Origin of the sequence: Cochlodiniinecator piscidefendens (assembly GCF_011326755.1) — a bacterium.
In the GTDB taxonomy this organism is placed as follows: domain Bacteria; phylum Pseudomonadota; class Alphaproteobacteria; order Rhodobacterales; family Rhodobacteraceae; genus Cochlodiniinecator; species Cochlodiniinecator piscidefendens.
In genome coordinates, this window is the sequence record NZ_JAAOIE010000002.1 from 705390 (window position 1) to 729123 (window position 23734).

Annotated in this window: 17 protein-coding genes; 8 read left to right on the forward strand and 9 right to left on the reverse strand. The window is 51.6% G+C overall.

Features of this window, described 5'->3' with window-relative positions:
- Positions 1 to 179 precede the first annotated feature (179 nt).
- The gene (locus G9C99_RS08205; protein ID WP_166416955.1) at positions 180 to 2444 is read right to left on the reverse strand and encodes an adenosylcobalamin-dependent ribonucleoside-diphosphate reductase; all 2265 of its coding nucleotides are present in this window, start codon (positions 2442 to 2444) and stop codon (positions 180 to 182) included.
- Positions 2445 to 2570: 126 nt separating this feature from the next.
- On the opposite strand from G9C99_RS08205, the gene G9C99_RS08210 reads away from it, so the two are divergent.
- The gene (locus G9C99_RS08210; protein WP_166416956.1) at positions 2571 to 3002 is read left to right on the forward strand and encodes a DUF1489 family protein; all 432 of its coding nucleotides are present in this window, start codon (positions 2571 to 2573) and stop codon (positions 3000 to 3002) included.
- 16 nt (positions 3003 to 3018) lie between these two features.
- Here G9C99_RS08210 and G9C99_RS08215 read toward each other — a convergent pair whose 3' ends face one another.
- From G9C99_RS08215 to hisS, 5 genes are all read right to left on the reverse strand, one after another.
- Entirely contained in the window at positions 3019 to 3978 is a 960-nt protein-coding gene (locus tag G9C99_RS08215; protein WP_166416957.1) for a DUF2806 domain-containing protein, read from the reverse strand.
- A gap of 268 nt (positions 3979 to 4246) precedes the next feature.
- A complete protein-coding gene (locus G9C99_RS08220) occupies positions 4247 to 6304 on the reverse strand; it encodes a calcium-binding protein (protein WP_166416958.1) in 2058 nt (685 codons plus the stop codon).
- A 198-nt stretch (positions 6305 to 6502) separates the two neighbouring features.
- Positions 6503 to 7201: an ATP phosphoribosyltransferase gene (gene hisG, locus G9C99_RS08225; RefSeq protein WP_166416959.1), complete on the reverse strand. Its 699-nt coding sequence runs from the start codon at positions 7199 to 7201 to the stop codon at positions 6503 to 6505.
- Complete coding sequence (locus tag G9C99_RS08230; protein WP_166416960.1) at positions 7198 to 8304, reverse strand: ATP phosphoribosyltransferase regulatory subunit; 1107 nt, start codon at positions 8302 to 8304, stop codon at positions 7198 to 7200. The genes hisG and G9C99_RS08230 overlap by 4 nt, the downstream gene beginning before the upstream one ends.
- 3 nt (positions 8305 to 8307) lie before the next feature.
- The gene (gene hisS, locus G9C99_RS08235; protein ID WP_166416961.1) at positions 8308 to 9801 is read right to left on the reverse strand and encodes a histidine--tRNA ligase; all 1494 of its coding nucleotides are present in this window, start codon (positions 9799 to 9801) and stop codon (positions 8308 to 8310) included.
- A gap of 160 nt (positions 9802 to 9961) precedes the next feature.
- Here hisS and G9C99_RS08240 point away from each other — a divergent pair, with 160 nt between their 5' ends.
- Complete coding sequence (locus G9C99_RS08240; RefSeq protein WP_166416962.1) at positions 9962 to 10168, forward strand: SlyX family protein; 207 nt, start codon at positions 9962 to 9964, stop codon at positions 10166 to 10168.
- 2 nt (positions 10169 to 10170) lie between these two features.
- Here G9C99_RS08240 and G9C99_RS08245 read toward each other — a convergent pair whose 3' ends face one another.
- The 3 genes from G9C99_RS08245 to G9C99_RS08255 all read right to left on the reverse strand — a co-directional run bounded on the left by G9C99_RS08245 (position 10171) and on the right by G9C99_RS08255 (position 15318).
- Positions 10171 to 11199, reverse strand: a complete 1029-nt coding sequence (locus tag G9C99_RS08245) for a hypothetical protein (RefSeq protein WP_166416963.1) — start codon at positions 11197 to 11199, stop codon at positions 10171 to 10173.
- Complete coding sequence (gene dnaE / locus G9C99_RS08250; RefSeq protein WP_166416964.1) at positions 11200 to 14718, reverse strand: DNA polymerase III subunit alpha; 3519 nt, start codon at positions 14716 to 14718, stop codon at positions 11200 to 11202. It abuts the gene before it with no gap.
- Positions 14719 to 14823: 105 nt separating this feature from the next.
- Entirely contained in the window at positions 14824 to 15318 is a 495-nt protein-coding gene (locus G9C99_RS08255; protein ID WP_166416965.1) for a hypothetical protein, read from the reverse strand.
- Positions 15319 to 15585: 267 nt separating this feature from the next.
- Here G9C99_RS08255 and xdhA point away from each other — a divergent pair, with 267 nt between their 5' ends.
- The 6 genes from xdhA to G9C99_RS08285 are packed head-to-tail and all read left to right on the forward strand — an operon-like array spanning position 15586 to position 23733.
- Complete coding sequence (gene xdhA, locus G9C99_RS08260) at positions 15586 to 16965, forward strand: xanthine dehydrogenase small subunit (protein ID WP_166416966.1); 1380 nt, start codon at positions 15586 to 15588, stop codon at positions 16963 to 16965.
- Entirely contained in the window at positions 16962 to 19262 is a 2301-nt protein-coding gene (xdhB, locus tag G9C99_RS08265; protein ID WP_166416967.1) for a xanthine dehydrogenase molybdopterin binding subunit, read from the forward strand. Before xdhA ends, xdhB begins: the two co-directional genes overlap by 4 nt.
- On the forward strand, positions 19259 to 20203 hold the full coding sequence (gene xdhC / locus G9C99_RS08270) for a xanthine dehydrogenase accessory protein XdhC (RefSeq protein WP_166416968.1): 945 nt from the start codon (positions 19259 to 19261) through the stop codon (positions 20201 to 20203). The genes xdhB and xdhC overlap by 4 nt, the downstream gene beginning before the upstream one ends.
- Positions 20200 to 21732 (forward strand): ABC transporter ATP-binding protein, encoded by a 1533-nt coding sequence (locus G9C99_RS08275; RefSeq protein WP_166416969.1) that lies wholly within the window; start codon positions 20200 to 20202, stop codon positions 21730 to 21732. Before xdhC ends, G9C99_RS08275 begins: the two co-directional genes overlap by 4 nt.
- Complete coding sequence (locus tag G9C99_RS08280; RefSeq protein WP_166416970.1) at positions 21719 to 22801, forward strand: ABC transporter permease; 1083 nt, start codon at positions 21719 to 21721, stop codon at positions 22799 to 22801. Before G9C99_RS08275 ends, G9C99_RS08280 begins: the two co-directional genes overlap by 14 nt.
- Positions 22801 to 23733 carry an ABC transporter permease gene (locus tag G9C99_RS08285; protein ID WP_166416971.1) on the forward strand — a complete coding sequence of 311 codons (933 nt, stop codon included), beginning with the start codon at positions 22801 to 22803 and terminating at the stop codon, positions 23731 to 23733. The genes G9C99_RS08280 and G9C99_RS08285 overlap by 1 nt, the downstream gene beginning before the upstream one ends.
- Position 23734: the final 1 nt, after the last annotated feature.

The window sequence follows — 23734 nt, forward strand, 5'->3', positions numbered from 1 at the left end:
ACGGAAAATGCCCCAAAAAGAACTGCCTGCCCCAACCTCCAAACAGGTCAGGACAGGCATAAATCATTGTATATTAAGTGAAATACAACGGATCAGTTGCAAATAAAATGGGTTTGCGCACGCTTATGGTTTTTTTTGCGCACGCTTCTCCCTTATCTGCCTATCACACCCACCTGCCGTTAACCACATTTAGAATGGCCGCAGCTACCGCAGGTCATACAGCCTTCAACCATACGCAAGTCAAATTGACCGCAGCTGGGGCACGCTTTCCCACGTGGGGCTTCGCCAACGGCAACCACCTCAGCCTGAGGGTCTGATTTCAGGCCCATACCTTCACCCTCGATGAACCCGGTGCGCACCAGATGAGTTTCGATAACCCCACCAATCGCAGCCAAAATAGACGGGATGTATTTACCTTCCATCCATGCGCCACCGCGTGGATCAAACACCGCTTTCAGCTCTTCAACAACAAAGCTCACATCACCACCACGGCGGAACACAGCAGAGATCATCCGTGTCAAAGCAACGGTCCAAGCGAAATGCTCCATGTTTTTGGAGTTAATAAACACCTCAAACGGACGACGATTACCATTGAGGATCACATCGTTGATGGTGATGTAAATCGCGTGCTCACTGTCAGGCCATTTTACTTTGTAGGTATGACCCTCAAGCGCTTGCGGACGGTTCAGCGGCTCAGAAATGTAAACAACATCAGCGCCTGTATCGATCTCGGGTGTTTTTTCAGATTCCTCAGAAACAGACAAAACAGACCCGGTCACATCATTCGGACGATATGTCGTGCAGCCTTTGCACCCCGTATCCCATGCCTGCATATAGACATCTTTGAACGCATCAAAATCAATGTCTTCTGGGCAGTTGATGGTTTTAGAGATTGAACTATCAATCCACTTTTGCGCCGCCGCCTGCATACGAACATGCGCTTGTGGCTCAAGCGTTTGGGCGTTTACAAAATAATCCGGCAGGGCTTTGTCACCAAATTTTTCACGCCACAGCTGAACCGCATAATCCACCACTTCTTCTTCAGTGCGCGAACCGTCTTTTTGCAAAACCTTACGGGTGTAGGCATAGGCAAACACCGGCTCGATACCCGATGATACGTTCCCCGCATAAAGACTGATCGTCCCAGTTGGAGCAATAGACGTGAGCAATGCGTTGCGAATGCCGTGTTTCTTGATGGCATCGCGCACATCATCATCCATCTGCATCATATTGCCCGACGCGAGGTATTTATCCGCGTCAAACAGCGGGAACGCCCCTTTTTCCTTCGCCAAATCCACCGACGCCAGATACGCGGCGCGGGCGATTGCTTTCATCCAGCGCTCCGTTTGACGCGCCGCTTCCTCGGTTCCGTATTGGGACCCGACCATCAGCAATGCATCGGCAAGTCCGGTCACACCAAGCCCAATCCGACGTTTGGCTTGGGCTTCTCGCGCTTGGGCCTCCAGCGGGAAACGGGATGCATCCACCACGTTGTCCATCATGCGCACAGCGGTTGCGACCAGTTCGATCATTTCCGCCTCGTCCATTTCGGCGGCGTCCTCAAACGGGTTTTTCACCAAACGCGCAAGGTTGATAGACCCCAGCAAACACGCACCATACGGCGGCAAAGGCTGCTCGCCACAGGGGTTCGTCGCTGCAATATCTTCGCAATAGTTCAGGTTGTTCATCGCGTTAATGCGGTCGATGAAAATAACACCCGGTTCTGCCTGCGCATAGGTGGACTGCATGATCTTATTCCACAGATCACGCGCGCTGACCGTGTGATAGACTTTATCGTTGAAATGCAGATCCCAGCTTCCGTCGGCTTTCACCGCTTCCATGAACGCATCAGAAATCAGAACAGACACGTTGAACATCCGCAAACGGGCCGGGTCTTTTTTCGCCGTGATGAAATCTTCGATATCGGGGTGGTCGCACCGCATGGTGGCCATCATCGCACCCCGGCGCGAACCCGCTGACATAATCGTGCGGCACATTGCATCCCACACATCCATAAAGGACAAAGGCCCAGACGCATCCGCCGCCACACCCAAAACATCCGCGCCACGCGGACGAATGGTGGAAAAGTCATAACCGATGCCGCCGCCCTGCTGCATGGTCAACGCGGCCTCTTTCAACATGTCGAAAATTCCGGACATGCTATCGGGCACAGTCCCCATAACGAAACAGTTGAACAGTGTTACAGAGCGCCCGGTCCCTGCCCCCGCAGTGATACGACCCGCCGGTAGATATTTGAAATCTTCCAAGGCGTTGTAGAATTTTTCTTCCCACACAGTTTTGTCTGTTTCGACATCTGCCAAAGACCGCGCAATCCGGCGCCAAGTGTCTTCAACCGTCGCATCCTGTGGGGTACCATCCGCGTGTTTCAGGCGGTATTTCATATCCCAAATTTGTTCAGCGATCGGGGCAGCGAAACGGCTCATGTGGCGTATCCTTAAGTGCAATGATTAGGAGTCCGAAGATATGGAACCTTCACATTTCCGTCAATTGATTTCCCGATGAAATCCCGTTATATTTTGCAAGGATACCACAACATATAGGGTTGACGCGTGACGAATACCATAAATCTAGTAAAACTCTGCGTTGGTATAGATTCTCTAGAACACCTAGAAACCTGGCGTGCATCGCGGCGAAAACCCGGCGATACCACGCCAATTCAACACGTTACGCGGATGTGGCCCAAGCGTGAAACCGAACTCTTAAACGGTGGCTCGCTCTACTGGGTCATCAAAGGTGTGATTCTGGCACGTCAACGTGTTCTTAGCCTTGATGAAGTCATCGGCCAAGATGGAATCAGACGCTGCGCCATTGTTATGGACAATGAACTCATCCGAACCGAAGCCGCCCCCCGCCGCGCATTCCAAGGCTGGCGCTACCTCAAGCCCGAAGACGCCCCCGCCGACCTCGGCCAATCCCGCACACACGAAGACACCCTCCCCAACGCCCTCACCGCCGCCCTTGCCGAAATCGGGGTGCGCTAGTGCGGTAAATCACTGTCTAGTCAGTTTTGAAAAGCTCATGTAGATCGGGAATGCTAAAAAATTCTCCGTCTAAAACCACCCGTCCATAGAAAACGTTGCTGATCTCGGGTTTGGCCAAAGCGACATTTGCGAACCCTTGAAAATCAAACGGCCTCCCGACCACATCGACAAGATCTCTACCTGCTTTTGATAAAACCGCCGCCTTGAATCTAACGTTAGTAGCTGCCTGTCCTACCACAACAAACCCAAATTCCAAGCTCGCGGCGATCCTCAAGTAGCGGCCCTTATCGTTAAGGTCAAATTGGTAAGACTTGTCAGCCGTCCAAAAACCTGATTGTTCAATGTACGATTTTTCAGCTTCGCTCAAAGCAGGCTTAACACATTCGCTTAAAACCGCCCCACCGTACAAACAGAACGGCAGAACCCGTTCGATAAGCTCTGCCGTTTCACTATCCAACATGGAAACAAAATGTAGGGTCACGGGCGAAATTGCCCCCGGCTTACGGATCTCACTTGCCAAAATTTTGCCGAACATCGTTCTCAGATCATCGCGAGACGTATCCTCAGCGTATCGTTCAAACTTGGACAGCCAATCGTCAGACGGCCCTTCAGATTCAGGATTGGGCGGATTATCGTTCAACTCTTCAATCGCGATCGCAGCAATTGCATCTTTATTTTTCTGCACCCGATACGCGCGATCCAACATATTATGTGTTGCGCGCGCCATCACCTCAGGATCATGAACAGCCCTTTCCGATACATGTTTGGCTATCGCTTGCGATAGCTGCGATCTTGCATCCGTTTTGTCTCTTATCCCCTGAGCAACCCCTTCCAACTTAGCAGCGGGAATTTCGGCAAAGGCCCCGACCAAACGGCTAATTGCCTTACCAGCAGGCCCGGCCAACAATTGAGGAAGCCCACCCTCAATGATTGTTGATAGCCAATTTTCACTGTTTGAGTTTTCAGAATTCGTCATTTAACCCTCACCAATTACCCACTGATACAAATACCTCGCCCAATACAGACCTGTCCTTACATCACATATGCTAACACAAGAAATACAGCCGCTTTATAAATAAACGGCTGTGCCAAAACCGCAAATCGTATGCATAAAAACCATATAAAAGCTGCATAACTCCTGCATAGAAACCATACGACCGTTTTTGGGGTTTCTTTGCTGCCAAATCCCGAAAAACCTGGCCGCACTAAGGTCCGCAAACGTCGCCTTTTACCGCTCAAATAAATCAGATTATTTCGAGCACCGACGTAATATCCGCAAGCGAAAGCGACAATGCATTCGCGCTTTCCTCCAGAGAAATCGTCAGATCATGCGTTGTTCCATCACTGGTATCTTCGTAAGAAATGCGAATACCACCATTGGTGCGCACGATGCTAGTTTCATCAAATACCGCGTCACCCGTATTGTAAAACCGCAGGGTATCGCCCTCTAAGACATCAAAATCCGTTACAACTGTATTTGTAGAAGTACGCGTAAATTCAAAGACATCCGCGCCCTCGCCCCCAGTCAACACGTCTGTTCCAGCGCCCCCAAATAATGTGTCATCACCCGCGCCACCCACTATGGTTTCATTGGCGTCTGATCCCCAAACCACATCATTGCCTGCCCCGCCATCAATCAAAATCGAAACACCGGCCAAGCTGTAATCCGGGCTGGTCAAATCTATGATGTCATTGCCGCCCATGCCTCTAATTTCTTCGATATTCACAAACCGCGCAGCGCTCTGACGCCCCGTGTCATCTGTCGTCAAAGCAATACTGTCATGGAACCCAGAAAAAGCGTCATGAAGGAAAAAAGCATCATTTCCCGCGCTCAATTCCACAACATCCACTCCCGTCCCACCGTCAATCACAGCCTCAATGCGCACCATGCCTTCTAGGCTCAAATACACGCCCGTCCCCACTTGGGTTTCAGAGCTAACATTATATGCAGTGAGTCCAGATGCATAGGTGGTCGTGCCTGTCAGAATGATTGTGTCACTGCCGGCATCCGCCTCAATTGCATCCGCGCCATTGCCGTCAGCAATCCAATCATTGCCCCCGCCGGCCAGAATGGCATCGTCTCCGCCGAGGCCGAACAAACGATCCGCTGCCTGCGATCCCGAAATAGCGTTGTCGGCATCGGTTCCCTCAATCTCCAATCCAGACACCGATACGAACACAGTCGCAATTCCGCTGTTAAACTCGGTGTTCAACCAAACCAGATGCATGATCCCGTCATCGCCTATGCTGATTTCCGGGGCGGTTGTGACGCCTTCTGGCCCATTGGCGACCAATACCTCGCCCCCAACACGATTTCCCTCCGCATCATATTTTTGCAATCGGATATCGACGGTTCCGCGTACAATAACATTCGCCCAAAGGACGACAAATCCACCATCAGGAGTTGCCGCGATGGTCGGGCTGTTTTGATCACCGACCGTCGTGCTGTTCACCCGAAATTCACGCCCCTCAGGTGTCCCATCGGCCACATAAACGCGGGCATAAATCCCGTCACCGGATCGATCTTGATTTTGGCTTACCCATGTCAGAACAATGCGCCCATCTGCCAGAATCGTAATATCAGGATTGAACTGGGCTCCAGAACTATACTGATTTACACGAACCTCATTGCTGCGCGGCGTACCATCGGCATTGTAGGTACGCATCATGACAGCATAGAAACTTCCGTCGACATCACGCGAATGCCAAGTAATCACAAAGCCACCGTCTGCCAACAAAGCAGATACGCCCGATGATTGCACACTTTCAGTCGTTTGATTTACCAGAAATGCGTCACCCACTGGAGTCCCATTGGCATCAGCCATCTGCGCATAGACACCAGAATTATCTCCGTCTAATCCCGAGTTGCTAAAAACAGTAACTGATCCACCACCGGCCAAACCTATTGTTTCTGGTGCTAAACCGGAAAAATCCTGACTTTGATAAAGAACCGTGTTCGTCCCCACAGGCGCTCCGTCCGATGTATATGTTTGGGCGCGAATTGATGCTCGGAAACCGTTTTCAAGTGATGTATAAGTTACGATAATATTGCCGCTTTCCGACAGCGCAACAGCCGGTCTATTTCCGCGTTCGTCTACTGCAGATACTTGTATTGCAGCACCTTCCGGTGCCCCCTCAGCATCATACAATCTGAGCCAAATACCCTCGTTACGATCTTCAGTCCAAACGGCCGCAGTGCGCCCGTTCCCAAGTGCAGTAACATCGGCGGCCCAAAGATCTGCTGTTTCGCCAGAGACGTCAATTGGGGTGCCAAGAACTGTTGCGTATCGCGTAATAACCATAACCAAACCTCAAAAATTTGGTTAGGAGTTACACCGTTTGCGCCCTACACAAAACCCTTTATGAGAATCTATGTTCTATAAAATACAGACTAGAGTGGATTGGGCGACACTAAGATAAGTTATGACAATCGCATGCGAAAACTAATGCGATTGTCATACAGTTTGTATACAGATATCATATGCCCAACGGCCGGAAAACTACCCGTCTAATCCCAACAGGTTTGTCAGCACGTTCAACGCTGCTCGATCATCCGTTGTCCACTTCGCAACCCGAGATTTCAGCAGCGTCGCTTGCGACTTATGGACGACGCCATCAGACAATAATTTCAGATGGTTTGCCCGCAGCGTTTCCCCGGTTGATGTGATGTCAGCAACCGCTTCAGCTGTTTCGTTTTTCACCGTACCTTCGGTCGCGCCTTGGCTGTCAACCAATTGATAATCCGCCACGCCGTTGGCCTGCAAAAACTCACGGATAAGTCTATGATATTTCGTCGCAATTCTTAAGCGAAACCCGTGCTCTTTGCGAAATTGCGCCGCTGCAGCATCAAGGTCATCAAGCGTATCAACATCGGCCCAAAATTTAGGCACCGCGATGATCAGATCCGCATGTCCAAACCCCATCGGTGCAAGCTCTTTGACCCGTCGATCCCAGATCGCCAGTTTTTCGCGCACAAGGTCAGTTCCGGTCACGCCCAAATGAATACGACCCGCCGCCAGTTCCCGCGGGATTTCGCCAGCGGACAGCAAAACAAGTTCAACCCCATCAACACCGCCAACAGCGCCCGCATATTCGCGATCAGACCCCGTACGCCGCAGCTCAACACCCCGCGCACCAAACCAATCAAAAGTCTTTTCCATTAGCCGTCCTTTGGACGGAACACCGAGTTTGATTGTCATGCTGTTTTCCCTTTCAGGAGCTGCACCAATTCAGGACGGATCACCCCCCCAACAGCCGGGATAGAACGTCCGTTCCCCAACACGCGCGTCAGTGCGTCATATCGGCCACCTGTCGCAACTGGTGGTAAATCGGGCCGCCCAAGTGCTGAGAAACTAAAGACAAAACCGTCATAGTATTCCATCGTGCTACGACCATGGCTTGCATCAAAATCAAGCGTAGAAACATCAATGCCGCGTGTATCCAGCGCCTCAAGCCGTTTGGCAACCTGACGCACAGCTGGCGCGATAACAGGCATATCTACAGCAATGTCACGCAGGTTTTCGAGCGCATTTGGAGCTGTTTCCCGCAGACCCAAAATGATCTCAAGCAGTTCAACCTCTGAAGCGTTAATAGGCGCTTCCTTCGCATCAGCTTTCAGGGCGCGCATACGAAATGCCACCTCTTTTTCACTGCGAAGACCAACCTGTGGGCCGCCATTTTCAATCAACACTTCGACCGAATTGCTATCCAATAGATTTAACATTTTTTCACGGCTAGCCGCAGGTTTTGCTCCGGCACCAAATCGATCCAACAACGCCCGAAATCTACGTGGCCGCCAGATGTGCCGCAACAATGCTTGCTTGCGACGATCTGTTGTTGAAAGCCCCTCTACGGCGGCCTTCAAAATTCCAATATCACCTGTTGCTGCACGCAGCCCCAAAGGCGACAAAACCTCTGAAAACAGCTGAAAAACCTCAGCATCAGCAGCCATCGGATTTTCGCGATCAAATACCTCATATCCCACTTGGAGGTACTCAAAGGGTCGATCCATTTCTTCTTCTTGGCGACGAAAAACTTCACCAGAATAGGTATAGCGCGCAGGCTCAGCCCCTTCGGCCATATGTTTTTGCACGACCGGTACGGTAAAGTCCGGCCGCAGCATTTGTTCACCGCGTAGCGGATCTGACGTGACATACGCGCGGGCGCGGATATCTTCACCATACAAATCCAACAACGTTTCAGCCGGTTGCAGGATATCTGCCTCAACAACCTCTGCGCCTGCGGCTTCAAAAAAGCCCATCAGGCGCCGGGCCTCTGCCCTTAGCTCTGCTTTCGTTGACATTGCTTAGCTTTCTGATCCAGCGAGGATTCTGCGCACTTCAGAAACCATATCTCCACGAGAAACTTCGGACTGTGCGGGCTGCGCTTTCCATTCTTCCAAACTTGCACTTTCGGCGATTTTTGCGCCCAAAAACAAATCCTTGATTTGAACAACACCGCGTTCAGCCTCGTCACCGCCTTGGATTACAGCGACCGGAGAGTTGCGTTTGTCAGCATATTTAAGTTGATTGCCAAAGTTTTTCGGATTGCCCAGATAAACCTCTGCCCGGATACCAGCGTTGCGCAATTCAGCGACCATGCTTTGGTAATCGCCCATACGATCACGGTCCATAACTGTCACAACCACTGGACCGCGTGAGGTACCACCAACACGCCCTTTCATGCGAAGCGCAGCAAGCAAACGGTCAACACCGATAGAAACACCAGTTGCCGGAACAGATTGTCCCGTGAACCGCTTCACGAGATCATCATAACGGCCCCCACCAGACACAGAACCAAACTGACGCGCCCGCCCTTTTTCATCGAGGATTTCAAAGGTCAATTCAGCCTCAAAAACCGGGCCAGTGTAATAGCCAAGGCCGCGTACGACTGATGGATCAATGTCGATCCGATCCGGCCCGTATCCTTGAACCCCAACCAATTCAGCGATGGTTTCAAGTTCGTTCACACCTTCGGCCCCGATCGCAGAACCGCCAATCGCGGCGCGCAAATTGGCCAATGTACCAGCCGCGTCAGCAGCTTTAGACGTCAAAAACGCGATCACTGGTTCAGCTTGATCAGCGGACAAACCAACCCCGTCAATATAGGCTCCAGAGGCATCCAAACGGCCTTTGGTCAAAAGTTCACGCACGCCGTTTTCACCGACCTTGTCAAATTTATCAATCGTGCGCAAAACGGCATCACGGTCCGCTCCGGCATCTTCTGACAGCCCCATAGATTCCAGCACGCCGTTCAAAACCTTACGGTTATTCACACGCACCAAATAATCGCCACGCGGAATTCCAACGGTTTCCAGCGTATCAGACAACATTGAACAAATCTCAGCATCCGCGGCAACACTTGGCGCACCGATGGTATCTGCGTCACATTGATAAAACTGACGGAACCGGCCTGGGCCAGGCTTTTCATTGCGCCAAACAGGGCCCATAGCGTACCGGCGATACGGCGTCGGCAGATCATTTCGAAACTGCGCGTAAACCCGCGCCAACGGCGCTGTCAGGTCATACCGCAAAGCCATCCAATCGCCCTTGGCTTCCTCATCAGCCTCTTGCCAAGCGAAAACACCCTCATTCGGGCGATCAACGTCTGGAAGGAATTTCCCCAAAGCTTCGACCGTTTCCACAGCAGAGCTTTCAAGCGCTTCGAACCCATAATGATGATAAACATCCGCAATCGCATCAAGCATCTCTTTGCGCTGGGTTACTTCGGTACCAAAGTAATCGCGAAATCCTTTTGGCGCTTCGGCCTTAGGGCGGGGTTGTTTTTTTATCTTAGCCATGGGTTCTGTCCCTTTGGGTCTCATCGCGGGCGGTGTATCCGGTCGCGCCCCTCGGGGCAAGCCAAGTGACCCGGAAAGCACCGATTTCACCCAAGGAAATAAATATGCGCGCACATAAGGCACCCTTGCCTATGGATTAGGCAGGCTCTATCACGGCCTTATGTCTGATGATCTTATGAAACTGCAAGAATTGACTGCGCACCTGACTCGTTCTGTTGAAGAGCTTTCAGATGTCGTGGCCCGGCAGGAAAAAGAAATTACGCTATTGACCAACCGCGTCCGCATGTTGATGGAGCGCGAAGCCTCTCGCGAAATGGAAACCGGAGGCTCTATTCCGATGGCAGATCAGCCCCCTCCGCATTGGTAGCTTTAACGGGTAACAACCCCGTATGCGACCACATCGCCATCGCTGAGAAGCACTTCCATCCATCTGTCGCTTTGTCCGAAATGACCATAAAGATGCAGAAAGCCGGTTGAGCGTTGTAAACCCGCCATCCGTGCATCAGGACACGGCAGACCGCGCCGCGCCCGGCATGTGGCACGCCTTACGTTTTCATAGGCTTCGTCGACGACGGAATAAGGCACCGTTGATTGTGCCTGTGAATAGCGGACAGCTTCATGCACGGCAGGTGAACCTAACAATGCAATTGCGCCTGTGACCCGGCGTGCGCAGCCATCTTCAAATCCTGTGATGTGAAAAACACGCGGCTCAAGTGATCCGGGGTTTGTATCAAACAACCGATATCCCCGACGCGCATCTGGGTAACGATCGACTTCTTGTCCCAATTCAGCCCCTCGTACAGCACACACACGCCCGACTGTGCCAAATTCCAGTCCTGCATTGGGCTCATCCATGGGGTTTGGCGCCATCGAAGCCCGAGGCGCAAAGAGTGCAGCCAATCCACGGCGTGGCGTTTCGACTTCAGCAGCGTCTTCTGCATCACTTGGCTCAGCGGGCTCTATTGAAAGCTCAGAGTCTTCGGTAGTTTCGGTTACAACTTCTTCTTGTAACTCCGGCACATCGGGCTCGGTCACGGTTTCAGATTGCGCCTCGGCTTCTGTCTCTATGGCGATCGGCGCAGCGTTGCGACGAAAAAATCCAAACAACCCACCGCGTCTGGCGGGCTCTTCAACGGCCTCGGATACATCCGCATTTTCTTCAGGAGTACTATCCTCAGTCTGTTCATTTTGCGGGACTGGTTGGTCTTGCTCTTCTTCGGCAACATCATCGCGGCCAAACAACCGACCAAAGAGCGAGGGCGGCTCTGTTTCCGAAGCTGCGAGTTCTGCGGTTGGCGCATCAACCTCCACATCGGTTTCAGACAGTAGCGGCAAATCCGCGGCCCGGTTAAAACAACCCGACAGCAGCATTACAAAAACAAGCCCACGCAAGCGCATTTATATTTCCTCAACCATCACAACACCGCCAAGGCTTTTGATAGCTGACTTGACCTGAAGGTTAATGGGATAGTCGTTTTCCAACACCATTTCCACCTCTCCTGGTAAATCCTGATCCATTAGGCAAAAACGAACCGGTCCTTTTGATCGCGCATCGGATTGTTCCAAAACAAACGCCACCGCAGGAAAGGCTTCTGCGCTGTCAATGAAGACCTTCAATCCCATAGAACCTGCATCCGCAACGATTGTATCAACGGGGGAAATAGAGCGCGCTAGCAATTTCAACTGATCGGATTCAACTGTGGCCTCTACGGTCACAACAACATTGTTCCCCGTAACCAAATGATCCCTGCATTTTTCTAATGTGTCCGAAAAAATAGTAATCTCATATCCACCGGTCGGATCCGACAACTGCGCAAAGGCAAAACGGTTGCCGCGCGCCGATTTACGTTCCTGACATCCGGCAATCGTACCAGCCAGCTTTGCGATCATTGCACCGCCTTTGGCACTGTTTTCCAACTCAGCCAACATAACGACTTTCTTACGCTTAAGCGCCGGAACATAATCATCCAACGGGTGGCCAGATAGATAAAAACCAACTGCCTTAAATTCCTCAGCCAACCGTTCTGCAGGCATCCAATCAGACACGGGTGACAGGCGCGGCTCTGGTAAATCATCCCCAGCTTCGCCAAAGAGCGACACCTGATTAGACGCGCGCTGTTCATGAATGGCCGCAGAGTAACTAACCAATGCGTCAAGGCTTTCGAACACTTTACGGCGATTACGGTCGAGTTCGTCAAACCCGCCTGCCCGTGCCAGCATTTCCATAGGCCGTTTGCCAACGCGCTTCAGATCGACCCGACGTGCCATATCGAAAAGCGTGGCAAAAGGTTTATCGACACCATCAACTTTGCGCCCTTCTGTAACAAGACGCATCGCCTCAACGCCTACGTTTTTCAACGCGCCCAAGGCATAAACAACCCGCCCCTTAGAAACGCTAAACGTCGCCAATGACCGATTTACGCAAGGTGGGATAATTTCAATACCCAAGCCATCGCGTTCAACAGGTTTGCGCACCTCATCGGAATAAACTGCCAATTTATCCGTCAAATGGATATCGCAGTTCATCACACCCGCCATGAATTCGACGGGATGGTTCGCCTTTAGCCAAGCAGTTTGATAAGAGACAACGGCATAAGCCGCCGCGTGAGATTTGTTGAAGCCGTAGTTCGCAAATTTTTCAAGAAGGTCGAAAACTTCAGAGGCTTTTTTCTTAGGAACGCCGTTTTCAGAGGCCCCCTTCTCAAATTTTGGACGCTCAGCATCCATCGCTTCTTTGATTTTTTTACCCATCGCACGGCGCAGCAAATCCGCGCCGCCAAGGCTGTATCCCGCCATAACCTGCGCGATCTGCATCACCTGTTCCTGATAAACAATAATGCCCTGCGTTTCGGCCAGAATATGGTCGATCAAAGGATGCACGGATTCAATTTCGCGCAACCCGTTTTTGACTTCGCAATAGGTCGGGATATTTTCCATCGGACCCGGACGATAGAGCGCCACGAGCGCAACAATATCCTCAATGCAGGTTGGTTTCATGCGCTTAAGCGCATCCATCATGCCCGTAGATTCCACCTGAAACACAGCAACCGTACGCGCATCGGAATACAGTTCGTAAGACAGCGGATCATCTAGCGGAATCGCGTTTATGTCCCCTTCGGCCCCTTTTGGCGGTGCGAACAATTCAACGCCATCCGGCGCGACATGAATTTCGCGCCCTGACGTGTGGATCAGATCCACCGCATTTTGAATAACCGTCAGGGTTTTTAACCCCAAAAAGTCAAATTTAACGAGACCAGCCTGTTCAACCCATTTCATATTGAACTGAGTTGCCGGCATGTCAGAGCGCGGATCTTGGTACAGTGGAACCAACGCATCCAGCGGACGATCCCCAATCACCACGCCAGCCGCGTGAGTTGATGCATTCCGCAACAGGCCCTCGACCTGTTGACCGTAATTCAAAAGCCGCTCAACCACTTCTTCGTTGCGCGCTTCTTCACGCAAGCGGGGTTCATCTTTTAAGGCCTGGGCAATCGAAACAGGCTTCACGCCCTCGACCGGGATCAGTTTTGATAGACGATCAACCTGCCCATAGGGCATCTGCAAAACCCGCCCAATATCACGCACAGCCGCCTTTGACAGCAGCGCACCAAAAGTGATGATTTGCCCAACTTTATCGCGACCGTATTTCTCTTGCACATAACGGATTACCTCCTCGCGACGGTCCATACAAAAGTCGATATCAAAGTCAGGCATCGAAACCCGTTCTGGATTGAGGAACCGTTCAAACAGCAAACTATATCGCAACGGATCAAGGTCAGTGATCGTCAATGCATAGGCCACCAACGACCCAGCGCCAGACCCCCGTCCCGGCCCCACCGGGATACCCTGATCTTTGCCCCACATGATAAAGTCGGCAACAATCAGAAAGTAACCGGGGAACCCCATGCCTTCGATAATCCCGAGTTCAAAATCCAAACGTTCCTGATACTCGTCAAGCGAAACAGCATGTGGAATAACAGCCAAACGGTTTTGCAAACCTACGTTGGCCTGTCGGCGCAGTTCTTCGATTTCGTTATCCGCGAATTTCGGCAGGATAGGATCGCGGCGATAGGTTTGAAACGCGCAACGTCTAGCAATTTCGACGGTGTTTTCGATGGCTTCGGGTAAATCAGCAAACAAGGTAATCATCTCTTGCTGCGACTTAAAATAATGCTGCGCCGTTAACTTACGTCGATCATCTTGTTGGTCGACATATGCCCCCTCAGAAATACAAATCAAAGCATCGTGGGCTTCGTACATGTCAGATTTCGGGAAATAGACGTCATTGGTGGCGACCAACGGCAAATCCATTGCATAGGCCATTTCCACGAAACCACGTTCCGTGGCGCGTTCGGCTTCTGTACATTGACCACCCTCGCCCGGATGACGCTGCAGCTCAACATACAACCGATCCTGAAACGCTGCCTTTAGACGATCCATCAAAGCCTGCGCTTTGGGCGTTTGGCCCGCCTGCAGCAATTTCCCAACAGGCCCTTCAGGTCCACCAGACAGACAAATCAATCCATTTGCATGTTGCTCCAACTCGCCAAGCGTCACCTGCGGCAATTCCCCCCCTGCATCCACATAGAGGCAGGAGCTTAACTTCATGAGGTTTTCATAACCTACTTCAGTTTGCGCCAATAGAACAACCGGGGCCGGAAAGCGTGGCTTTTCGCCCGGCGCCGGCGGATCATACGCCAGATCAACCTGACACCCTACAATCGGTTGAATTCCCGCATCGGATAATGTCACCGATGCCTCAAGCGCGACAAACATCGAATTTGTATCTGTTATCGCAACAGCAGGCATTTCAGCCGCTTCGCAAAGACCAGCCAATTTTTTAATCCGCATAGCCCCTTCGAGAAGGGAATATTCGGTGTGAACGCGCAGGTGAATGAATCGAGGATCAGTTGTCATGAGCGGCACAATATCTGCACCCTGCCAAAAGCGAAACCATTGTTAAGAGCACAAACAAAAAACCCCGCCAAGTTAAGCGGGGTTTTGCAAAATTTATCGACGGATTTAACGCAACCACACCGATCCTTGTTGACACATTTGTCGACATTCGCTCGCGTCATGGCCTATATCTTCAAGGTTCATAATGCGCGCGGCGGCTGGCCCTGCAAAACGTGGATCATCACATTCGCCATTTCCAACCCAATTGGATTGATCATCTCCGAAATTAATGATCGCGCACTCCTGAGGGCTGGATTCACCCGCGACCCGAGTTAGACGAATTGCGCCTAAGTTGTGTAACCAACGGCAATCGCTTGCATCATGCATCGTATTTTCCTGACTCGTGCTTGATGCTGTTCCCCACCCTGTAAATCGAGGGTCGTCGCACTCATGATCATTGGCAAATGCGCCCGCGTCATCACCGAAGTTTATACCAGACGGCGCATCTGTCGTTGCCGTAGCTGCGGGAACTTGTCCGCCCCCACCCTTCGTTTGTGCAACACCTGCTGTCGCAGAAAACACCATTGCCAAAGCAGTAATTGTAGTCAAAAATCGTTTCATAGGTACCTCCTGAACTTTGTCTGTGATGAAGCTACACAGCAAAGCGTGCAATGAAAACAATATTATAGACCAAATACCAAAACTCGGCTATCAACCACTTTCTAAAAAAAGCTAAAAAACCTTTCGCATGAAACAAGAAAATCATACTTGCCAGAACATCTTTTTCGGGCTTTCCTATTTCCAACGTGAACAGCACACAGCTTTACGTCGCATCGGGCGTGTGCGCGGGGTCCATCCCCAAAAACAGACCGCGGCATTGGACGCATCATGAAACAGATAGAGTTTCTCTTAAATGGAAACCCCATCTGTGTGGAAAATCCCACGCCAGATTGTACATTGCTCGATTGGTTGCGCGAAACACGCAATTTAACCGGAACAAAAGAAGGCTGCAACGAGGGCGACTGTGGCGCTTGTACGATTATGGTGACTGATCGCGATGGTACACGCGCGCTAAATTCATGCATCCTGTTTCTCCCGCAACTTCATGGGAAGGCCGTTCGCACGGTCGAAGGTTTAAGGGGCCCTGAGGGCGAAACTCACCCAGTACAAGACGCGATGGTAGCGCATCACGGATCACAATGCGGATTTTGCACACCCGGCTTCGTCATGTCCATGGCGACTGCACAGCACTGCGGTCAAGAAGCAGACGACGACACGCTTGCCGGAAACCTGTGCCGATGCACAGGATATGCACCAATCATCCGCGCGGCCAAAGACGTTGGGCAAACACCTTCACCAGCATGGATGGCTGACGATCTCAGCCTTCTCCAACAAAACGCAATTGAAAGCGACACCGTCGCGCGGCCAAAATCATCTGATGCTCTGGCCACTTGGTATGAAAAACACCCAACAGCGACCTTAATCGGTGGGGCAACCGATGTTGGCCTGTGGGTGACAAAACAGCTACGCGATTTAGGATCTATTGCGTTTCTAAACGGTGCGCTTGACCTCAAAGAAATTCATAAAACCGAAAACGGACTGCAAATCGGCGCAGCCGCAACGATGACCGACGTGTTAAACGCCGTAAAGCCACTCTATCCTTCTTTCGCAGAGATGTTGCGCCGCTTTGCCTCTTTGCAAATCCGCAATGCCGCCACGCTTGGCGGGAATATTGCAAACGGGTCGCCTATCGGTGACAGCCCACCTGCCTTAATCGCTTTGGGGGCTAGCTTACATTTGCGCAAAGGCCAAACAAGACGCACGATTTTACTTGAGGATTTTTTCCTCGAATACGGCAAACAGGACCGCGCGCCTGGAGAGTTTGTCGAAGCTATCACCATCCCGCACCAACCCGATGCTTTGCGGTGCTACAAACTTTCAAAGCGGTTTGACCAAGATATTTCTGCCATCTGTGGTTGCTTTAGCATCCTAATCGCAGAGGGGCGTGTATCTGCGGCCCGTATTGCATTTGGTGGCATGGCTGGAACACCTTGTCGCGCAACCCACGTCGAAAACGCCCTATTGAATCAGCCATGGAATGCCGAAACAATTGCGACCGCCAAAGCAGCCTTTACCAAAGATTACACCCCTCTAAGTGATATGCGTGCCTCAGCTGAGTATCGGATAATGTCGGCCCAAAACATGCTGGAACGCTATTTTTCCGAAAGCATGGGCCTACCGACGGACATACATGAGGTGTCAGCATGAGCGTTGCAAAATCTTTACCGCACGACTCCGGTTCTTTGCATGTTTCGGGCGAAGCCCGGTATATCGACGACATACCTACACCGTCGGGCACGTTGCATTTGGCTTTTGGATTAAGCGAAATTGCCTGCGGAACAATCGACAGCTTGGACTTAGGTGCAGTTCGCAGTGCTGATGGTGTTGTTCTTGTCTGGTCTGCAGCGGATTTGTCGCCAATGCCGGATGCCTCCCCTTCGGTACATGACGAACCTTTGCTTTCGACGGGTGAAGTCCATTACGTCGGGCAACCTATTTTTGTGGTTGCGGCCGATAGCCATCTCGCGGCGCGCAAAGCCGTACGCAAAGCTGAAATTACATATCGCAAAAAGCTATCTATTCAAACCGTAGAAGAGGCACTATCGGCTGATAGTCGGTTTGAAGACGGGCCGCGAATTTATTCTAAAGGGGATGCAAAGCAGGCTCTAGACGATGCGCCCCATCGCCTTCAGGGTCAGATCGAAATGGGGGGGCAGGAACATTTTTACCTCGAAGGACAAGCCGCACTTTCGATCCCCCAAGAAGGCGGTGAAGTAGTTGTACATTCATCAACCCAGCACCCTACCGAAATTCAACATAAGGTCGCACATGCCTTAAATATTCCTATGCATGGTGTGCGCGTCGAAACCCGGCGTATGGGCGGTGGATTTGGCGGTAAAGAAAGCCAAGGTAATGCGTTGGCGATTGCCACAGCGATGATTGCATCCGCAACTGGCAAGCCCTGTAAAATGCGTTACGACCGTGATGACGATATGATGATCACAGGCAAGCGCCACGATTTTCAGATCACCTATGACGTGGGCTTTGATGATACCGGTCGCATTCAAGGGATCGACTTTATCCATTACACGCGTTGCGGTTGGGCCCAAGATTTATCCCTACCCGTCGCCGATCGCGCCATGTTGCATGCAGACAACGCCTATCATCTGCCCAATGCCCGGATCGAAAGCCATCGGTTGAAAACCAATATTCAATCCGCAACAGCCTATCGTGGCTTTGGTGGACCGCAAGGGATCATCGGGATTGAACGCGTGATTGATCATATCGCGACCCACCTCAAACGTGATCCTTTGTCTGTTCGTCGCGCCAATTTTTACACAGACTTTGACGAAACAGAAGACGTTCAAACAACCCCATACCATCAGCCCATTACGGACTGTGTGATCAATTCCATTGTTGATGAACTTTGTGAAACATCTGATTACCGCACCCGCCGTCGCGCAATTCAATCCTGGAATGCCGAAAACCCAATCCTAAAACGCGGGATTGCGTTGACCCCAGTCAAATTTGGCATCAGCTTTACCTTAACACACCTTAACCAAGCCGGCGCCTTGGTGCATGTGTATCAAGACGGATCAATCCACCTTAATCATGGCGGGACGGAAATGGGTCAGGGGCTTTTTCAAAAAGTGGCCCAAGTGGCCGCCAGCCGATTTGGCGTTGATATTGATCAGGTTAAAATCACGGCGACGGATACAGCCAAAGTTCCCAATACATCTGCAACCGCCGCCTCTTCGGGCAGTGATCTGAATGGCATGGCCGTGCAAAATGCATGTGATACGATCCGTGATCGCATCGCCGAATTTCTAGCCGAGAAACATAAAACTATTCCGTTCGATGTATTATTTGAAAACGGGAACGTCTTTGTCGCAGGAACGACTTACAGCTTTGCTGAGGCCGCTAAGCTTGCTTACGAAAACCGCGTTAGCCTGTCGGCAACTGGTTTTTACAAAACACCGGATATCAAATGGGACCGGATCAAAGGCGAAGGTCAGCCCTTTTTCTACTTCGCCTATGGTGCAGCCGTGTCAGAGGTGGTGATCGACACATTGACCGGCGAAAACCGGATATTGCGTACCGACATTTTGCACGATGCGGGTGCGTCTCTCAATCCTGCTTTGGATATTGGTCAAATCGAAGGCGGCTTTGTCCAAGGGGCGGGCTGGCTCACGACCGAAGAGTTGGTCTGGGACAACCGCGGACAATTGCGCACACATGCGCCATCGACCTATAAAATTCCGGCCTGTTCAGACCGGCCCGATGTTTTCAACGTCGCGCTTTGGAAAGGCGAAAACCCGGCTGCAACAGTTTACCGATCAAAGGCCGTTGGCGAACCCCCATTCGTACATGGAGCCTCTGTTTTGCTGGCGTTGTCTGATGCAATAGCAGCGGTTGGGAATGGTAACGAATACGTCGCCTTAGATGCCCCGGCCACGGCAGAGACAATCTTGCATGCCGTCAACCGCCAGAAACAATCCGCATGAGCTTTGACCTCGAAAGTATACAACGCGCCGCAACAGTGCACGGAACGATTGCCCGTATCCTGATTGTGGATGCCAAAGGATCTGTTCCCCGCAATCCCGGCACATCAATGTTGGTCTGGGAAAACGGCCAAAGCGGCACGATTGGTGGTGGAGCGTTGGAATATGATGCCGCCCGAAAAGCGCGTGCTTGCTTAACGGGAACGCAGAACTCTACCTTGACCACTGTGCCCTTAGGCCCTGCACTCGGGCAATGCTGTGGTGGCTCAGTTACGTTACTTACCGAAGTGTTCACTTCCATTAAATTGAAGAACCATTGCGAAATCGAAGGGTATTTTGCCCGCGCCATCGCCGCAGATGCCACACCCGAAATTCCAACTTTATTGAAACAGAAAGCACAGCACGGTCATCATGCACCAATCCTTACTCAAGGATGGCTGTCAGAGACAATGCAACATCCCAAAACGCCTGTTTGGATTTATGGTGCAGGGCATGTAGGGCGCGCGATCGCAAGGGTAATCAGCCCAATCCCCGGATTTTCTGTGACGCTCGTTGACATCAGTTCCGATAGAATGCCCGACAGTTTACCGGAGGGTACCACGCCCTTCTTGGCCACGGACCCGCCCCAAGCAGTCAGACATGCCCCACCGCACGCGCATCATCTGGTCCTGACGCACGATCACGCATTGGATCTTAATCTTTGTCATCAGATATTAGGTCAGAGGTTTGAAAGCTTAGGTTTAATTGGCTCAGCCACCAAATGGGCACGTTTCCAAAAACGATTAGAAGCCTTGGGCCACAAAAAGCAAAAGATAAACAGGATCACCTGCCCAATCGGTAATCCTCACCTTGGAAAACATCCGCAGGAAATCGCGCTTGGTGTTGCGCATTCTCTACTTACAGAACAACGTTTCGGCCACCTAGCTGAGGAGATCGCATCATGAGCGACACTGCCCCAAATCTACTGACGGTCAACGCCCTGACCAAAGCCTATCCTGGCGTTGTGGCCAATAGCGAGGTTTCGTTCACCATCGCAGAGGGCGAAGTGCATGCGTTACTCGGGGAAAATGGTGCTGGGAAATCCACACTGGTCAAAATGATCTATGGCCTTGTGCGTCCCGACAGTGGCAGCATGACATTGCGCGGTCAGCCTTATGAGCCCTCTGAGCCACGCGCGGCGCGCGCATCTGGCGTGGCAATGGTGTTTCAACATTTTTCGTTGTTTGATGCTCTCAACGTTGCCGAAAACATCGCATTGGGGATGGAAAATCCCCCACCCCAACGCCAATTGGCAGGCCGTATTCGCGAAGTTAGCGAAACATACGGGCTTCCGCTTGATCCCGAAAGCATGGTTGGAAACCTATCCGCCGGCGAACGTCAGCGCGTCGAAATTATCCGTTGCCTATTGCAGGACCCGAAACTGCTGATCATGGATGAACCCACTTCGGTTCTCACCCCACAGGAAGTCGATATTCTTTTTGAAACTCTCAAAAAGTTATCTGCCGAAGGGACCGCAATTTTATATATTTCTCATAAGCTTGAGGAAATTCGCACCCTATGTGACAGCGCTACAATCTTGAGATTGGGCAAAGTTGTAAACACCTGCAATCCGCGTGAACAGACTGCACGTGACATGGCTGAGATGATGGTAGGTGAGACACTCCATGTTCCCACCCGTGAGGCCCGCGACCTTGGCGAAGTTATCGTCAAAGTATCGAACCTTTCCGTATCATCAGAAAATGCGTTTGGTACGTCGCTCAAAGACATCAACTTCGAAGTTCGCGCTGGCGAAGTATTAGGCATTGGCGGTGTCGCAGGGAATGGTCAAGACGAACTGCTGTCTGCCCTTTCCGGTGAAACCCGCGCCAAAGCAGGCGCCGTCCATGTTAAAGGAAAACCAGTTGGAGACCTCGGCCCAAATGAGCGGCGCAGTCTTGCGATATTAGCGGCCCCGGAAGAGCGGCTCGGCCATGCCGCCGCCCCTGACATGAGCCTTATTGAAAACGCCCTACTCACCGGTGCTATCCGCGAAAACCTAACACACCGCGGATTTTTAAAATGGGACGCTGTCAAAGCCTTTGCGGATCGCGTCATTGAATCCTTTGATGTGAGAACCCCTGGCGCACGCAACGCTGCGCGATCTTTGTCAGGCGGCAATCTTCAGAAATTCGTGGTCGGGCGCGAAGTCCTACAACGGCCTGATGTCTTAGTGGTCAATCAACCGACATGGGGCGTGGATGCCTCCGCTGCCGCTGCTATTCGGCAATCTCTACTTGATCTTACGAGTAAAGGCGCTGCGGTGATTGTTATCAGCCAAGACCTTGATGAATTAATGGAAATTTCGGATCGCTTTGCTGCTTTGAATGAAGGCCGATTAAGCGACCCAAGACCAGCACAGGGGTTAACTGTGGATGAAATTGGCCTGATGATGGGCGGAGCACACGGAATGGAGGTCGCACATGTTGACGCTTGAGAAACGCGCGCAGCCATCGCGCGCCTGGTCTTTGATGACCCCTATCCTGGCTGTTGTTTTAACCATGATTGCTGGTGGGATCATGTTTGCCCTTTTGGGGAAAGCCCCGCTGGAGGCCATTAGAACTATATTCTGGGATCCGATATTCGGGGAGTTTTCATTTTACTACCGCCCCCAAATCCTGATCAAGGCAGGGCCACTGATCCTCATCGCGATTGGCCTATCGTTAGGTTTTCGCGCTGGCATTTGGAATATTGGCGCCGAAGGCCAGTATATCATGGGTGCGATATTTGGCGCCGGGGTTGGGCTGGCGTTTTATCCCGCTGATCTATGGTTCATATTCCCCTTGATGGTTCTTGCTGGGGCTTTAGGCGGGATACTTTGGGCGATGATACCAGCCCTGCTGAAAACCAAATTCGGCACCAATGAAATTCTCGTGTCCCTGATGTTGGTTTATGTAGCAGAACACATTCTTTCCGCTGTTTCCTTTGGTGCGTTGCGCAATCCAGACGGGCATGGTTTTCCCGGATCACGCAATTTCCAACAATATGAAGCTGCGTCAAATCCTGAAATCATCGCCGGAAGCGGAATGCATTGGGGCGTCATCACCGCGTTTATCGCCGTTATCGGTGCATACATTCTACTGAACAGGCACATCCTAGGCTATCAAATCCGCCTGACAGGCCAAGCCCCCCGCGCCGCGCGGTTTGCTGGGGTGCGCCCAAATCTACTGATTACCTTCTGTCTTGGGGCGTCAGGTGCTTTGGCAGGTCTCGCCGGGCTGTTCGAAGTTGCCGGACCCGCAGGTCAAATCAGCATTGATTTTAATTCAGGCTATGGGTTTACCGCAATTATCGTAGCATTTTTAGGGCGTTTGCATCCCTTCGGAATTTTATTGGCCGGCCTTTTGATGGCTTTAACATATGTTGGCGGGGATATAGCCCAATCCAACCTTGGTTTGCCAGCAGCGGCCATTCAGGCGTTCCAAGGTATGTTGCTATTCTTTCTCCTGGGGATGGATATGCTCACCAATTTCCGAGTGCGCCTAAAACAAGCGGAGGCCGTGTAATGGACCTTTCTCAAATCGATCCTATCCTGTTGATCACATCGATTATGGTTGTTTCAACGCCGCTCTTGTTTGCCGCAATCGGTGAAATGGTGGTGGAAAAAGCTGGCGTTTTAAATCTTGGCGTCGAAGGCATGATGATCGTAGGGGCCATTGCTGGCTTCGCTATTGCCGTCGAAAGCGGGAGCGTGATCATCGGCTTCGTCGGTGCAGCCGTTGGCGGTGCCATACTATCTTTGGTTTTTGGTATTTTAACCCAAGTGTTCTTAGCCAATCAAGTTCCTGCAGGTTTGGCACTGACCTTATTTGGCTTGGGGTTATCCGCGCTCATTGGGCAACCCTATGCTGGTATTCGCCCGCCACAGTCCACGACGTTGGATGTGCCACTTCTATCTGACCTGCCAGTGTTAGGACCAATATTGTTTCAACACGATGCGATGGTTTACTTGTCCTTATTCCTCGTCACTGCAACTTGGTGGGTGCTAAAGCACACAAAAACCGGCCTCATCATAAAGGCTGTAGGCGAAAATCACGAAGCAGCCCATGCGTTGGGCTACAAGGTCGTAAAAATCCGACTACTGGCCATTATGTTTGGTGGTGCTTGTGCGGGTCTCGGCGGGGCCTACCTTAGCCTTATTCGGGTACCCCAATGGACCGAAGGTATGACAGCCGGCGCTGGATGGATCGCGCTCGCCATCGTTGTGTTTGCCAGCTGGCGACCAGAGCGTGTATTGCTTGGTGCTTATTTGTTCGGCGGCATTGGCGCCTTGCAACTGCGCCTACAGGCAGCAGGCGCGAACATCCCGGTCGAGTATCTTTCAATGTCACCTTATATTGTAACCATCGTCGTGCTTGTTCTAATCTCAGCTCGAAAATCAAACGCAGGAACAGCGGCCCCCGCCTCTTTGGGCAAAATGTTCCACGCGACAAACTAGG

Bases quoted from the DNA above. Each gene is read 5' to 3' on its own strand.
- G9C99_RS08275 (WP_166416969.1), top strand. From the start codon at position 20,200: ATGAGCGACACTGCCCCAAATCTACTGACGGTCAACGCCCTGACCAAA.
- G9C99_RS08230 (WP_166416960.1), bottom strand. From the start codon at position 8,304: ATGTCAACGAAAGCAGAGCTAAGGGCAGAGGCCCGGCGCCTGATGGGC.
- G9C99_RS08285 (WP_166416971.1), top strand. From the start codon at position 22,801: ATGGACCTTTCTCAAATCGATCCTATCCTGTTGATCACATCGATTATG.
- hisG (WP_166416959.1), bottom strand. From the start codon at position 7,201: ATGACAATCAAACTCGGTGTTCCGTCCAAAGGACGGCTAATGGAAAAG.
- hisS (WP_166416961.1), bottom strand. From the start codon at position 9,801: ATGGCTAAGATAAAAAAACAACCCCGCCCTAAGGCCGAAGCGCCAAAA.
- xdhC (WP_166416968.1), top strand. From the start codon at position 19,259: ATGAGCTTTGACCTCGAAAGTATACAACGCGCCGCAACAGTGCACGGA.
- G9C99_RS08280 (WP_166416970.1), top strand. From the start codon at position 21,719: ATGTTGACGCTTGAGAAACGCGCGCAGCCATCGCGCGCCTGGTCTTTG.
- G9C99_RS08220 (WP_166416958.1), bottom strand. From the start codon at position 6,304: ATGGTTATTACGCGATACGCAACAGTTCTTGGCACCCCAATTGACGTC.
- G9C99_RS08240 (WP_166416962.1), top strand. From the start codon at position 9,962: ATGTCTGATGATCTTATGAAACTGCAAGAATTGACTGCGCACCTGACT.
- G9C99_RS08205 (WP_166416955.1), bottom strand. From the start codon at position 2,444: ATGAGCCGTTTCGCTGCCCCGATCGCTGAACAAATTTGGGATATGAAA.
- G9C99_RS08255 (WP_166416965.1), bottom strand. From the start codon at position 15,318: ATGAAACGATTTTTGACTACAATTACTGCTTTGGCAATGGTGTTTTCT.
- xdhB (WP_166416967.1), top strand. From the start codon at position 16,962: ATGAGCGTTGCAAAATCTTTACCGCACGACTCCGGTTCTTTGCATGTT.
- G9C99_RS08245 (WP_166416963.1), bottom strand. From the start codon at position 11,199: ATGCGCTTGCGTGGGCTTGTTTTTGTAATGCTGCTGTCGGGTTGTTTT.
- G9C99_RS08215 (WP_166416957.1), bottom strand. From the start codon at position 3,978: ATGACGAATTCTGAAAACTCAAACAGTGAAAATTGGCTATCAACAATC.
- xdhA (WP_166416966.1), top strand. From the start codon at position 15,586: ATGAAACAGATAGAGTTTCTCTTAAATGGAAACCCCATCTGTGTGGAA.
- dnaE (WP_166416964.1), bottom strand. From the start codon at position 14,718: ATGACAACTGATCCTCGATTCATTCACCTGCGCGTTCACACCGAATAT.